The organism is Paraflavitalea devenefica, from assembly GCF_011759375.1.
GTDB lineage: Bacteria > Bacteroidota > Bacteroidia > Chitinophagales > Chitinophagaceae > Paraflavitalea > Paraflavitalea devenefica.
The window spans coordinates 929313-943915 of record NZ_JAARML010000001.1 but is presented as its reverse complement, the minus strand read 5'-3'; the positions used below and the strand labels follow the sequence as shown (position 1 = coordinate 943915).

General features: G+C 47.6%; 13 protein-coding genes. 5 read left to right on the top strand and 8 right to left on the bottom strand.

What is annotated here, in order from left to right; all coding sequences use genetic code 11:
• Positions 1–87: 87 nt before the first annotated feature.
• Complete coding sequence (locus HB364_RS03785; protein WP_167286554.1) at positions 88–1356, top strand: Pycsar system effector family protein; 1269 nt, start codon at positions 88–90, stop codon at positions 1354–1356.
• Between the two features lie 5 nt (positions 1357–1361).
• Here the strand turns inward: HB364_RS03785 and HB364_RS03780 are convergent, their stop codons facing one another.
• On the bottom strand, positions 1362–3218 hold the full coding sequence (locus tag HB364_RS03780) for a 2-oxoacid:acceptor oxidoreductase subunit alpha (protein ID WP_167286553.1): 1857 nt from the start codon (positions 3216–3218) through the stop codon (positions 1362–1364).
• A gap of 129 nt (positions 3219–3347) precedes the next feature.
• Between HB364_RS03780 and HB364_RS03775 the strand changes: the two genes are divergently transcribed.
• Entirely contained in the window at positions 3348–4202 is an 855-nt protein-coding gene (locus tag HB364_RS03775) for a polysaccharide deacetylase family protein (protein ID WP_167286552.1), read from the top strand.
• Positions 4203–4293: 91 nt separating this feature from the next.
• On the opposite strand, the gene HB364_RS03770 is transcribed toward HB364_RS03775, so the two are convergent.
• The 5 genes from HB364_RS03770 to HB364_RS03750 form a co-directional block, all read right to left on the bottom strand.
• The gene (locus HB364_RS03770) at positions 4294–4917 is read right to left on the bottom strand and encodes a carbonic anhydrase (protein ID WP_167286551.1); all 624 of its coding nucleotides are present in this window, start codon (positions 4915–4917) and stop codon (positions 4294–4296) included.
• 5 nt (positions 4918–4922) lie between these two features.
• Positions 4923–6506, bottom strand: a complete 1584-nt coding sequence (locus tag HB364_RS03765; protein ID WP_167286550.1) for a SulP family inorganic anion transporter — start codon at positions 6504–6506, stop codon at positions 4923–4925.
• 175 nt (positions 6507–6681) lie between these two features.
• Positions 6682–6993, bottom strand: coding sequence for a hypothetical protein (locus HB364_RS03760; protein WP_167286549.1), 312 nt, complete (start codon positions 6991–6993; stop codon positions 6682–6684).
• Between the two features lie 288 nt (positions 6994–7281).
• A complete protein-coding gene (locus tag HB364_RS03755) occupies positions 7282–7527 on the bottom strand; it encodes a DUF6814 family protein (protein ID WP_167286548.1) in 246 nt (81 codons plus the stop codon).
• Between the two features lie 10 nt (positions 7528–7537).
• Entirely contained in the window at positions 7538–9082 is a 1545-nt protein-coding gene (locus tag HB364_RS03750) for an MFS transporter (RefSeq protein ID WP_167286547.1), read from the bottom strand.
• 256 nt (positions 9083–9338) lie between these two features.
• Here HB364_RS03750 and acs point away from each other — a divergent pair, with 256 nt between their 5' ends.
• On the top strand, positions 9339–11252 hold the full coding sequence (gene acs, locus HB364_RS03745) for an acetate--CoA ligase (RefSeq protein ID WP_208419843.1): 1914 nt from the start codon (positions 9339–9341) through the stop codon (positions 11250–11252).
• A gap of 253 nt (positions 11253–11505) precedes the next feature.
• Entirely contained in the window at positions 11506–12447 is a 942-nt protein-coding gene (locus HB364_RS03740) for an alpha/beta hydrolase (RefSeq protein ID WP_167286546.1), read from the top strand.
• Here the strand turns inward: HB364_RS03740 and HB364_RS03735 are convergent.
• The gene (locus HB364_RS03735) at positions 12441–12995 is read right to left on the bottom strand and encodes a L,D-transpeptidase family protein (RefSeq protein ID WP_167286545.1); all 555 of its coding nucleotides are present in this window, start codon (positions 12993–12995) and stop codon (positions 12441–12443) included. The two genes, HB364_RS03740 and HB364_RS03735, sit on opposite strands and share 7 nt — an antisense overlap.
• A 245-nt stretch (positions 12996–13240) precedes the next feature.
• Between HB364_RS03735 and HB364_RS03730 the strand changes: the two genes are divergently transcribed.
• Complete coding sequence (locus HB364_RS03730) at positions 13241–13684, top strand: DMT family transporter (protein ID WP_167286544.1); 444 nt, start codon at positions 13241–13243, stop codon at positions 13682–13684.
• A gap of 94 nt (positions 13685–13778) precedes the next feature.
• Here the strand turns inward: HB364_RS03730 and HB364_RS03725 are convergent, their stop codons facing one another.
• Entirely contained in the window at positions 13779–14603 is an 825-nt protein-coding gene (locus tag HB364_RS03725; protein WP_167286543.1) for an outer membrane beta-barrel protein, read from the bottom strand.

The following is a 14603-nucleotide window of genomic DNA, read 5'->3' as shown; positions in this document are numbered from 1 at the left end:
TTAAGGTGCAAAGTTGCCGATTAATTCTTCTAAATATACAATCTTTTATTGCTTAATTTAGTCAGCTAAAGTAACATCGGTATGTCCATGGACAGTCAATCTTTACTGCAGGAAGCAGAGCGTTTTGTGGTCCATTTCTTTGCCACCCGCGTAAGCCCCTCCTTCCTGTTCCACAATATTGATCATACGCAGGAGGTAGCAAGAGCTGCTACCTTACTGGCGGATTACTACCTTTTGCCGGAAGAAGACCGGCAGATCTTATTGCTGGCTGCCTGGTTCCATGATACCGGTTATTCCAGTGGCAATGCCCGTTGGCACGAAACAGTCAGTAAGGAAATAGCTACTGATTTCCTGCAGCAACACCAGGTGGAGCCTGCTGTTATTGAAAAGGTAGGCAACTGTATTATGGCCACCCAATGGCCACAATGCCCTACCAACCTTACCGAGCAGATACTTTGCGATGCCGACCTCTTCCACCTGGGTACTGACCAGTTTGACGAAAAGAACAAGCTGCTGCGTAAAGAATTAAACACCCTGTTCGATAAAAAGTTAGGCAAGAAAGAATGGCGGCAAAGAAATATACAGTTCCTCCAGCAGCACCGGTATTTTACCGACTATGCCCGTAAGAACCTGCAACCCATAAAGCAGCAACACCTGCAGGAACTATTGGCCAAAGAAGATGATCCCCAGGAGGGAATGCCGGTCCAGGCCAATAAAATATTACCGGTTAAGCCGGCGGAGACAGTAGCCCCGGATAACGAAGGGAAGACAAATGAAGGGAAAGCAAAACAAGAAAAAATGAAGGCCGACCGTACCGAGCGGGGTATTGCCACCATGTTCCGCATCATGTCGGAAAACCATGTGAACCTGAGCCAGATGGCCGACAGCAAGGCCAATATCATGATCTCTGTCAATACCATTGTGATGTCAATCATGGTATCGGTATTACTGGGTAAACTGCAATTCTATCCCGAATATATTGTGCCTACCATTATCCTGTTATTGGTATGCCTGAGTGCTATTGTATATGCCATCCTGGCTACGCGCCCCAACATTACAAAGGGAACTTTCACCGAAGAGGATATAAAGAATAAAAAGGTGAACCTGCTGTTCTTTGGTAATTTTTACAATATGTCATTGCCCGAGTACGACTGGGCCATGAAGGAAATGATGAACGACCGGGATTACCTGAACAGCAGCATGGTGAAGGATATCTATTTCCTGGGCGTGGTACTGGCGCGTAAATACAAATACCTCCGTATCAGCTACAATATCTTCATGTTTGGGTTAATACTGGCCATACTGGCCTTTGCCATTGCTTTTCTGTTCTCTGAGCAGAATGTGCAGACTTCTTAACCGCTTTAATTTATCGATCCCAGCATTTCCCGCAGCTTCATCACCAGTTCGGTCTTGGTAATGGGTATGCCCATGATCTTGTTATAGCCTTTGGCATCTACAAAGTATTGGTCACGGATGATTTTAATAAGTTGTCCGTTATTGATCTCCGGGATTAACACCTGCTCAAAGCATTGTAGGATATCTCCCAGGTTTTTGGGGAAGGGACGGAGGTGCCTGAGGTGGGCATGGCTTACCGCATATCCTTCGGCCTGTAGTTCTCCCACGGCGCTCTTGATGGCCCCATAGGTGCTACCCCAGCCCAGTACCAGCAGCTTTCCTTTTTCAGGGCCGCTGTCCAGCTTTTGTTCAGGAATATGATCGGCGATCTTGTCTACCTTTTCCTGCCTGATCTTTACCATCAATTGGTGGTTCTCCGGCTCATAGCTGACATTGCCGGTGATGTTTTGCTTTTCCAGTCCGCCGATGCGGTGTTCCAATCCGGGTGTGCCGGGGATGGCCCAGGGGCGTACCAGCTTCTCATCGCGCAGGTAGGGCTGGAATTTATCTTCCCCATGCCCCAGGTCGGTTTTGAATTTTACTTCTATAGGAACCAGGTCTTCACTCTTCGGAAAACGCCAAGGCTCTGCTCCATTGGCGATGTAACCATCACTGAGGAAGATAACCGGTGTCATGTGTTGTATCGCTATGCGTACTGCTTCATAAACGGCCGCGAAGCAATCACTGGGCGTGGAGGCCGATACAATGGGCATGGGGCATTCGCCATTGCGGCCATAATAGGATTGCAGCAGGTCGCTTTGCTCTGTTTTGGTAGGCAGGCCGGTGGAAGGGCCTCCGCGCTGGATATTACAGATCAGCAGCGGGATCTCCATCATGACGGCCAGGCCCATGGCTTCTGCTTTTAAGGCCATGCCGGGGCCAGAGGTAGTGGTAACGCCAAGGGAGCCGCCATAGGAAGCGCCAATGGCGGATGTAATGGCAGCAATTTCATCTTCTGCCTGGAAGGTCTTTACGCCAAAGGCTTTGTGCCTGCTCAGCTCATGCAGGATGTCTGATGCCGGTGTAATGGGATAAGAACCGAGATAAAGCGGCAGTCCGCTTTTTTGGGAAGCAGCGATCAGCCCATAGGCCAATGCCTGGTTGCCCATGATGGAACGGTATACACCGGGGTCCATTTTGGCTTTCTCCACGCGGAAGGTGGTCGTAAAGGTTTCGGTAGTATCGCCGAAATTATAACCTGCCTGCAATACACGGATATTGCTTTCCATTATTTCCGGCTTCTTACCGAATTTATCTTTAAAGAACCGGATCGTATTGTCCATATCCCGGTTATACATCCAGTATAAGAAACCGAGTACAAACATGTTCTTGGCGCGGTCCTTTTCCTTGGTGCCCATGGTGAACTCTTTCAGGGCTTCACGGGTCATCCTGGTCACATCCATTTTAATGACCTCGTAATTGTCCAGGCTGCCATCTTCCAATGGATTGATGCCATCGGGATAATTGGCCAGGCGCAGGTTCTTGGTATCGAACCCGTCGGTATTGGCAATGATCTTACCGCCTTTTTTCAGCGATTTAAGGTTGGTTTTGAGCGCAGCGGCATTCATGGCTACGAGTACATCACATTCATCGCCGGGCGTAAAAATGCGGTCGCTGGAGAAGCGTAGCTGGTAGCCGCTTACGCCGGGCAGGGTGCCCTGCGGGGCGCGGATCTCTGCAGGAAAATCCGGGAAAGTGGCCAGGTCAATACCCAGCAAAGCGGTATTGTTGGTGAACTGACTGCCTGTCAATTGCATGCCATCGCCGGAATCGCCGGCAAACTTGATCACCACCTCCTGCAATACTTCTTCTTTTCGGCTCATGGGAAATGTTGTAACTGTAAATTTAAGATAATTCACCCGCTGTATTTAAACAATCTTTAACCAAAACTATTTGCATTCCGGCCCTCTGTTATTATAAATTCACAGTAATAAAATTTCCCCTAAACAAGTATGGAAACGAACAACGACGAAGGTGGTCCCACTACCTTTTTGTCCTACCGCCCGCTTCTCCTTTTGCTGGTACTGATGGCCTGCGCCAAAACAACCCGTAGAAGCACTGATGACAATCTTCCCATTAAAAAACAAACAACCATTGCCGTGGCAAAGGAAACAACGCCACCGGTACGTAAGAAGAAAAAGAAGAAGATCTATCTTACGTTTGATGACGGGCCCAATAAGGGTACCCGCAAAGTATTAGGCATTGTACAACAGGAACAGGTACCTGTTACTTTCTTTCTCATTGGCGAGCACGTATTTGCCAGCACTTCCCAGCGCGCTACCTGGGATAGCCTGCGCGTAGCGGCATCTATTGAGCTGTGTAACCACAGCCATACCCATGCCTGGAACAACCGTTACAACAAGTTTTACGAGCAACCGGATTCGGTAGTGAATGATTTTAAGCGTTGCCATGACAGCCTCGACCTTACCAATACCATCAGCCGTACACCAGGACGGAATATCTGGCGGGTAGACACCCTTAGCTATACCGATCTGAAGAAAAGTGCAGCAGCGGCAGATTCCCTGCAGCAGGCAGGATTTACCATTATAGGCTGGGACCTGGAATGGCATTATGACCATAAAAGCTTTACGCTGAAGAATAAGTCGGACGAGCTGTTGTTGCAGATAGACAGCCTGTTTGCCGGGAACAAGACCAGGATACCGGAGCACCTGGTAGTACTGGCACATGACCAGGTGTATGACGATTCCAATGATTCGGCAGAGCTGCACCAGCTTATTAAAAAACTGAAAGCACGGGATGACTATGAGTTACTGGTTACCAGCAAATACCCGGGCGTGAAACAGTGAGTAATAAATAGCGAGTGGTAAATGGCGAGTAGCGAGTGCTTACTACTCGCCACTCGCCATTTACCACTCGCCGGATTTATTTACATTGACATTACAGCATAACGTAAGCGGACTCTTTTATCGGCGCTGCGATATCGTATACCGTGTTCAGCAGGCCATCTTTTAAACCATAGATCCAGCCGTGGATATGTGGCTTGTTGCCCTTTTCCCAGGCGCGGCGGATGGTATCGGTCTTAGACAGGTTGATCACCTGTTGGCGTACACTGAATTCGGCCAGCAGGTTGGCTTTTTCTTCCGGATCGTCAATGCTGTCGATAGCCGGCCGGTTTTCCTCGTAGGTATTTTTGATATTGATAAGCCATTTATCCAGCAGGCCAAAGCTGTCGTTGCTCAGGGCTGCTTTAATGCCTCCGCAGCCATAGTGGCCGCAAACAATTACATGTCTTACTTTCAGGTACATAACAGCATATTCCAGTACGCTCAGTAAATTGGTATCATCTTCCACCACCAGGTTGGCAATATTGCGGTGCACAAATATTTCACCGGGCAGTGTGCCGGTGACTTCATTGGCCGGCACCCGGCTGTCGCTGCAACCAATCCATAGGAATTCCGGGCACTGGCCTTTGGACAGGCGGTCGAAATAACCCGGATCGTCCAACTGGGTTTCATAGACCCAGGCCTTATTTTGAAGGAGCAATTTTTCAAATGAGTGCATGGTAATTAGTTTTTGGATAATACAAGATTGTTGGGAGAAGCGATAGAGAACCCCTGTTCTTTATATACGCTTTTCTTCAGCTCTACTTTAATGTTCTTTAAAGGAGCATGTTTCTGGAAATCTTCTATTACTTCGATCACGTCCTTATCAATAAAATCAGCCCTCGTGGCGTCTATCAGTACATAAGAGTCGGCAGGTACTTCTTCCAGCTTTCTCTTAACGATCGGCTTATTGAGGAAGGATACATCTTTCCGCAGGCGGAAGAGGTATTTATTGTCATCATTGACCACAAATACAGCCGATTTGAAATTGCTGCGGAATACGAAGATCAATCCTGCGCAACAGCCGATAAGGATACCTACCAGCAGATCGGTAAGCAGGATGGCTATAACGGTAATTACAAATGGCAGGAACTGATCCAGGCCTTTTTGGTAATATTTGATATACAGGGCAGGTTTGGTAAGCTTGTAACCGGTATAGATCAATACAGCAGCCAGTGCCGAGAAGGGGATAAGGTTTAATAATCCCGGTATCAGGGCCACACATAGCAGTAACAGGACGCCATGGGAAATAGCTGATGTTTTTGTTTTGGCGCCGGCATTCACGTTGGCGGAGGTACGTACCACCACTGACGTAATGGGCAATCCGCCGATAAGGCCGGACACAAGGTTACCTACGCCCTGAGCTTTCAACTCCCGGTTGGTAGGGGTAACCCGCTTATAAGGGTCCAGCTCATCCGATGCCTCAATATTCAGCAATGTTTCCAGGCTGGCAATGATGGCAATAGTGAATGCGGCGGTCCATACAGTTATATTGCCCAGGTGACTGAAATCGGGATGGGTAAAGAAGGAAAAGAACTCTTTCGGTGTGCTGGCTTTAGGTATATCAACCAGGTGTGCTGCCTGCAATGCCAGATCGGGCCTGCTGGCTTTAAGCCATTCATTGATCAGGACGCTCACTACAACGACTATCATTGCAGAGGGTATAAGCTGCAGCACTTTCGATTTTTTGGATATCTTTTCCCATACGATCATGATGGCCAGTGAAACAAGGCCAATGGCCAATGCCACAGGCAGCATATTCTTAAAGGCATGGATCAAATGGGTGAATGTATTGCCGCCACCCCGTTGCTTGAAAGATTCATCCCCCTGGAAATCGGCTTCATCACCTACCAGGTGTGGTATTTGTTTCAGGATCAGGATAAGACCAATTGCGGCCAGCATCCCTTTAATAGCAGCATTGGGAATGTAATCACCCAATACGCCGGCTTTCAGATAGCCCAATATAATCTGGATAATACCGGCCAATACCACGGCTACCAGGAATGCCTCATATACCTTGAGATCGGTAATAGCTGCCAATACGATAGTAGTGAGGCCGGCGGCCGGACCGCTCACACTTAATTGTGAACCACTTAAAGCGCCAATTACAATACCACCCACAATACCGGCAATCAGGCCGGAAAATGGAGGCGCGCCAGATCCTATCGCAATACCCAAACAGAGCGGGAGCGCTACCAGGAATACCACCACTGAAGCGGGCAGATCAGACCCAAGAGAACGTAAATAGCTTGCAGGCTTTTTCACCATAATAATAATTTAGAGAAAATGAGATGCGATTTGTGTGTCGGAACGATGGTATAAGCCGCATTGAATGCGATTTTACCAATTGCATCGACAACCAATACCTTTCCCGGTTACCGGAAAGGGGTTAATAAAATAAAATTGACGGAAACGTATAATCGTATGACAAGCAGGGGAGGGACTACGCTTTGGGAGGCGGTGTGATAAGTTCGAAGTGAACGATCTGTAGTTTCTCTGCTTCATGAATTTTATGGGCGAAAAGCGGATCTATCCAAAAGGGATGGTCCAGGTCTGGCCCTTCATGAATGTATTCTTCATTGACAGAAACAGGCTTGTTAGGAGATTTTTCATCCGGCCCCGCAGGGGAGCAGGGATTGTTTGTTTCGGGTGATTCTTCTTCATTACTGGCCGACCAGCAGGTTTTGATGGGCGACTCAGGGGAAGAATAGATAAAGAAGTTCATGCTGGTAAGCAGGAGCAATAACAACATCATGCCAATGGCCGGAAAGATTTTCCAGCTTGTTGATGCTTGATATTTTTTGCTTGCCTGCTTCATAATCAATTTACTGACAACACAAATATAACCCCCAAACCGGCGAAATGTTAGCGCGTTTGGGTTTTTTTAACAATTAAATGATACGCGGCTAAACTAACGTATGGAAGCTATTTTGGCTGCTTATGACTGCCAAAAGACCCGGAACAGGGCCACCGGAGACATATTAGTTTATTCTTTAGATGTTTGCAAATCGAGGGCCAGCCGTCCATTTGTCAGCCCGTCCATTTATACTTCTTCCGAGTTCTCCGGCAGGTGTTCATATTCTCCCTTCCATGCATAGTAGCCAAAGATCATCAGGCCAATGGCAATAGGTGTGAAGATGGTAATAATGATCACCCATATTACCGGGTTGTTAATGTCTTTCTTTCCTGCGGGATCAATATGGGTAATAGCACCCTGCAGTAAAAAGTAAATGACCACGGGCGCCAGCAACAGCCATACGATGCCTAATAATTTCTTTGTTGTATTCATACAAACGCGTTTAATCAGTTACGTCTTTATCAATTCTGTTATTGAGGTAAATACTGCCGATGATGAAGCACAGGGCGGCAATACCAATGGGATACCAAAGACCTACCAGCGGATCTTTGGGATAGGTAGTGGTCAATAATAAACCGATGAAAGGGACCAGTCCGCCAAATACGCCATTGCCGATATGGTAGGGCAGGCTCATGGAGGTATAACGTATTTTGGTGGGGAACATTTCTACCAGGAAAGCGGCAATGGGACCATATACCATGGTTACCAGTACGATCATTATCCATACCAGGAAAATGAATTTAATATAAGTGGTGCCATTGACCTCTTTATTGCTGTACACGGTATTTTTAGGGGTCTCCGTCGCCTGGTACATTACAGGCCTTGCTGCTGTTAATGTATCTGTTACGGTCTTGGTAAATTTGGCACCATCAGGCGTTTCGTATTGGGTAGTTACCTGCCATACAGAATCTGTTTTATGCACGGATACACTTGTCTCTTTCTTAAGAATGGTGTTCTGCGTTTTTTGCCATTCTTTGATATCGGTATCTTTTAAGAAGGTAGTGAAGATAGGCCGGTATAATAGTACACCCAGCAACATCCCTCCCAGCATGATCCATTTCCGGCCGATCCTGTCACTCAGCCAGCCAAAGAGCAGGAAGAACGGGGTGGCAAAAGCGATGGCCCATAACATGATGGTACGGCTTTGCTCAAAGCCCATACTGCATTTTGTTTCCAGGAAACTTTGGGCATAGAACTGGCCGGTATACCAGATAACGCCCTGCCCCATCACTGCGCCAAACAGCGCCAGCAGTACCATTTTAAAATTAGCCTTATGCCGGAAGCTTTCTTTCAGCGGGTTGGTAGAAGTTTTGCCTTCCTTTTTCAGTTTGCTGAACAAAGGCGATTCTTCCATTTTCATCCGTATATAAATGGAAACGATCACGAGGAAGATGGACACCCAGAACGGATAGCGCCAGCCGCCCCAGGGAGCATTGAACTGCTCATCGGTCATATTGAGCTTTACCAGCATGATTACGCCCAGTGCAACGAATAAGCCCAGGGTAGCGGTGGTTTGTATCCAACTGGTATAATAGCCCCGTTTATTGGGAGGAGAAAATTCTGCTACATAAGTTGCCGCGCCGCCGTATTCACCACCTAAGGCCAGGCCCTGAACCAATCTCAGTGTCAATACCAGCAAGGGAGCAGCCATACCGATGCTTTTATAGCCGGGCACCAGGCCGATGAGGAAGGTAGAGCCTCCCATTAATATAAGGGTGAGCAGGAAGGTGTACTTACGGCCTATCAGGTCGCCCAGGCGGCCAAAGACCAGGGCCCCAAAGGGACGAACGATAAACCCTGCGGCAAAGATAGCCAGGGTACTGAGCAGGGCGGCTGTAGCATTGCCCTCCGGAAAGAATTGTGTACTGATGGTTTTGGCAAGCATCCCGAAGATGTAGAAGTCATACCATTCAATCATGGTACCTACGGAGGATGCAATGATGACCTGACGGATTATTGCCGCCGGGGCAGCAGTCGTTTTATTCATGCTGGGAAGATAATTTGAAAATTTGATAATCCCGCAAGGCGCGACAAGTTTTGAAAATGTGGTAATACTATTGGTTGAAATAGTCGATTAATTTAGCGGAGTTTACTGTAGCGGATAGGGTTAATTGGTATCCAACGGCTATAAAACGAGACACAGGTATACAGATAAATAATTTTCAAATTTTCAACTCAACACATTTTCAAATTCAAACTGTTGTATTTTTAGCGTCCAAAACAACAAGGTAAACGACCCGTTTATGTCATATCCTTACCAGATCAGATCAGCAGAACAATATCAGGCAGCCTATAAGAAGAGTGTTGATGATCCCGAAGCATTCTGGGGTGATATCGCCTCCCATTTCCAATGGCACAAGCCCTGGGATAAAGTACTGGAATGGGATTTTAAGAAGCCCACGATCAAATGGTTCAGCGGAGCCCAATTGAATATTACGGAGAATTGTATTGACCGCCACCTGGAAAAGCTTGGTAACAAGCCGGCCATTATCTGGGAGCCCAATGATCCGGAGGAATATCACCGTGTACTCACTTACCGCGAACTGTATAATAAGGTAGTGCAGTTTGCCAATGTGCTTAAAAATAATGGAGTCCGCAAGGGCGATCGTGTTTGTATTTATATGGGGATGGTACCCGAGCTGGCTATTGCCATACTGGCCTGCGCCCGGATAGGTGCTATTCATTCCGTAGTATTCGGCGGCTTCAGCGCCCAAAGCATTGCCGACCGCTTGCAGGATGCGAAAGCGGAGTATGTAGTTACCAGTGATGGCGCTTACCGCGGCAATAAGGACATCCCGCTAAAGAGCGTTATTGATGATGCCCTGGTACAATGCCCCTTTGTAAAGCGGGTGATCGTTTTAACCCGCACCCGTACAGCGGTATCCATGATCAAGGGTCGTGATGTGTGGTGGGAAGATGAAGTAAGGAAGGTGGAAACACAGGGCAATCCCGATTGTCCGGCCGAAGTGATGGATGCGGAAGACATGTTGTTTATCCTGTACACTTCCGGCTCCACCGGCAAACCCAAAGGGGTAGTGCATACCTGTGGCGGGTACATGATCTATACCAATTATTCTTTTGTAAACGTATTCCAGTACCAGCCGGGTGATGTGTATTTCTGTACGGCAGATATCGGTTGGATCACCGGGCATAGCTATATTGTGTATGGGCCTTTGAGTGCGGGCGCTACAACGCTGATGTTTGAAGGGGTGCCTACCTGGCCTGATGCCGGCCGCTTCTGGGATATTGTAGATAAGTATAAAGTAAATATCCTTTATACAGCGCCTACCGCTATCCGTAGCCTGATGGGCTTTGGACTGGGGCCGGTAGAGAAGCATGACCTCAGCTCCTTAAAAGTACTGGGCACCGTGGGTGAGCCGATCAATGAAGAAGCCTGGCATTGGTATGATGAGCATATCGGTAAAAAGAAATGCCCCATTGTAGATACCTGGTGGCAAACAGAAACCGGGGGTATGCTGATCTCTAATATGGCTGGCGTTACACCTGCCAAGCCCTCTTTTGCCACCCTACCGCTGCCGGGTGTACAACCCATCCTGGTAGATGAGAATGGCAAGGAAGTAACAGGCAATGGCGTGAGTGGTAACCTTTGTATTAAATTCCCCTGGCCAGGCATGTTGCGCACCACCTATGGTGATCATGAGCGTTGCCGCCAGAACTATTTTGCTACCTACGATAATTTATACTTTACGGGCGATGGCTGCCTGCGTGATGAACAGGGCAATTATCGCATAACCGGCCGGGTGGATGATGTGCTCAACGTGAGTGGTCACCGCATCGGTACCGCGGAAGTGGAGAATGCCATCAACATGCATACGGGCGTAGTGGAAAGTGCCGTAGTAGGCTATCCCCACGATATTAAAGGGCAGGGTATTTACGCCTTTGTGATCTTCCAGGGCAGTAAGCAGGATGATAAGTTAACCAGGCAGGATATTACACAAACTGTTTCCCGTATTATAGGTCCCATTGCCAAGCCGGATAAGATCCAGTTTGTAAGTGGCCTGCCCAAGACAAGAAGCGGTAAGATCATGCGGAGAATACTGCGTAAGATTGCGGAAGGCGAAACGGATAAACTGGGCGATACTTCTACCCTGCTGGACCCTGCTGTAGTGGATGAGATCAAGAACGGAAAGTTATAAGCCGTAATGTATAAAAAGAAAACCCCATGGCTGGAGTAATATGGGGTTTTCATAGAGACGGAAACATTGGCCGTTTTCTGATTACCAATGTTATATGACTTGTTCTATCTCCCAATGGTAATTGGGTTTTTCAAGGATATGCCGAAATCTGCTATTAAGTACGATATTCATGCCAGATTCGTTGGCCGGAGATGCTATTGTAAGACAAATTTTATGCATCAGGGGCTGCATCAGTAAAACTACTAAACCCCTCATGAGATTATTACGAAGAGCCCTGCGGGTACTTATTGTCCTGTTCCTTTTGCTCAATATCATGGCTGTATTCCATGCGCTTAAGTTCACTTATTTCTATGATGATAGAACGGCTGTAGTAAAGAAGCCGGAGCTGATGAACCGCTGGGAGAAAACAAAGGTCATCCTGTTTGGTCTTCAATATCCCAAGTCTGTCAACACCGCCCGCCCTAAACTTCCCTTTGATACTCTTTCTTTAATGACGGCTGATGGCCTGCGCTTATCCGGGTGGTATATACCGCGCGACAGCGCCAGGGGAACGGTGATCCTGTTTCATGGACATGGTTCCTCCAGCGGCAGGATACTGGAGGAGGCATATTATATGCACGATATAGGTTTTAATACGATGTTGATTGACTTCAGGGCGCATGGCAACAGTGAAGGCAACGTGTCGACCATTGGCTACCGCGAGGCCAATGATGTGAAGGCGGCCTATGATTATATCCGCGCCAAAGGCGAAAAGAATATTGTATTGTGGGGCGTTTCTTTAGGCGCTGCCACGATTGCACATGCTGTGGCAGATTATGGGGTGAAGCCTGAAAAAGTGATCATGGAGCTATCCTACGGAAGCCTGTCGGCCGCCGCAAAAGGAAGGATACGGACGATGGGATTGCCGGAGCAGCCCATTGCCGGGTTGCTTACCTTCTGGGGCGGTACGGTGCGGGGGTTCTGGGCTTTTGGCCTTAAGCCGGAAGACTATGTGAAGCAGATGACCTGCCCGGTACTGGTGCAGCATGGCGCTAAAGATGCGCGGGTAACGAGGGCTGAGTCGGATGCTATTTTTAATAACATACCACACCCTAATAAAAAGCTGGTGGTGTATGAAACAGCCAAACATGAATCCCTCTGCAACAGGGAACCGGAAAAGTGGAAACGGGAAATAAAGGCTTTTTTGAATTATTGACGGATGATGACTTTGGTGCCGATGGGTAAATAGGTTTCCAACTCATCCAGGTCATTGTTCTTGACGGCTACGCAACCATTGGTCCAGTTGGTATAATCATCCACCACGATATTGTCATTGGGCCAGGTGCCGTGGATGGCGATACCGCCACCTATTTTGGCATTTTTGGGGATGATGCCCTGCGACTTGCGCTGGTTGAATTTTTGATAGCTTTCTGTATTGGGATAATCCAGCATGAGCATTTTATGCCACTTGGCGTGAGGCCTCTTGGAAATGATCTTGAAAGTGCCTTCGGGCGTTTTGCGGTCGCCCTCCATCATTTTATCTCCCAGGTTTTTATTGCCAAACACGACCGGGTAGGTAGCATACCAGCCTTCCTCATCATATACCTGTAGTTCATAGTCCGACTTATCTACAATGACATAGACAATACCTGTGGGTTCACTTTTAAAGAACCGTTTCTTGATTACTCTTGTTTCAATGGTTTTAAAGGCAGCTAAGCCCACAAATGATAAGAGGAATAGTGCGACGATGTGTTGGCGTTTCATAATAAGCATGGTTTGTGTAGAGACCAGCCGATGGGTAAGATGTTTAAATGAATGAATGCTTTTAACAGGTAACCTCACAGGATAACGTATAAGGAAATAAAAATATTTTTTATGGGGATAAGTTTTAACAGGGTCTTTAACAATAAGCTAATTGTGTACCAATCTTGCAACCGGGCCGGTACTTTTATGCGAATTGTATTTTTCCATGATATTCATGAACTTGCTGCTTCAAATTGAAGAAGTTCATGAAATTCCTGTTCTATATTCTGCCTGTACTGGCGGGTGTGGCGATGACGGTACAGTCTGGTATTAATGCCCAATTGAGGTCGGCCCTTAACCATCCTATACTGGCTGCTTTCATTTCTTTCGTGGGGGGAACGATTGCACTGGCCCTCCTATTATTGTTTTCCAAACAGGCATTTCCTGCCTTGTCGGCCTATAGTGATGTAAACTGGTATAAGTTTACCGGTGGCCTGCTGGGGGTATTTGTGGTGACGGTGGTGCTGGTGTCGGTGCAGGAGATAGGCGCTGCCAATATGTTTGTGCTCATTATTGCGGGGCAACTGGTTACGGCCCTGCTGATGGATCATTTTGGTGTGCTGGGGATGAAGGAAAGCCCGATCACTTTGCAGAAGATGATTGGTATTGTGTGCCTGATCGTGGGCGCCTGGCTGGTGAACAGGAAGTGATAAAAAGTTGCCGGGAAGGCTGGAAGGCGGTAAATGATTTACTGCAGGCCTTTCCGCCTTCCCGGCTTACATTTTCAGGGCTATACTCGTGTTGTTACCAGCTATTAATCCTTACGCCTACGCTGTAGGGAGTTAAGTCCAGTCCGTTTTCAAAGATGCTTTCATTAGCATAAGAGCCGTACAGTTTTATAGGGCCCAATCCCAGTTCTGCCATATAGGAAAGCTTCCAGGGGCGGAGATCAAAGTCATCCCGTTTTTTACGTTTGCCATCTGCATCGGTGATGGTTTTCTGGCGGCTGGCGTACAGGTAACCTGCACTGGCGCCTATGGCGAGGCCAAATCCTCTCTCCCGGCGGGGGGTAAAGTTGAACTCCAGCAGCATAGGAACTGTTGCATAATCTGCCGCCAGTTTGTTCTTCTTATAATGGGTGCTGTTGTCCATGATCACATTCGTGTGCGGCTCTGTTTGAAATTTGACAGGTTCCTTGAAGCGATAGTTGTTCATATCAATGCCTAACCCGTATTTCAGGTTTACCACATGTTTGATGAGGTTCAGGCGCTGCATAAAGATCCAGATGTTTACATTGGTTGATTTAATGGCTTTCAGTTTAAACCAGTCTTCATCCGATCCTGGTGCAAATGCCTGCGCGTCGGCACTGCTGTAATTGGTCTGGTCATTGAAATTGGTGAAGCCCAGGTCAAAGATCAGCCAGTTGGTACTGATGTTGGAGGGTTTGTATTTCCGGCGGTAAACGCGGGTCCTTTCCCGTTCATTGTCTTCTTTGGCGCTGCCGGGTGTGCGCGCAATGATCATTTTGCCAATAACAAGGGTATCACTCTTTTTCTGTTGTGTTGAATCCTGTGCAAGGGCAGAACTGGCCATACCTATCCCCACCAGGAAGGTTAAAATCCTCTTCAT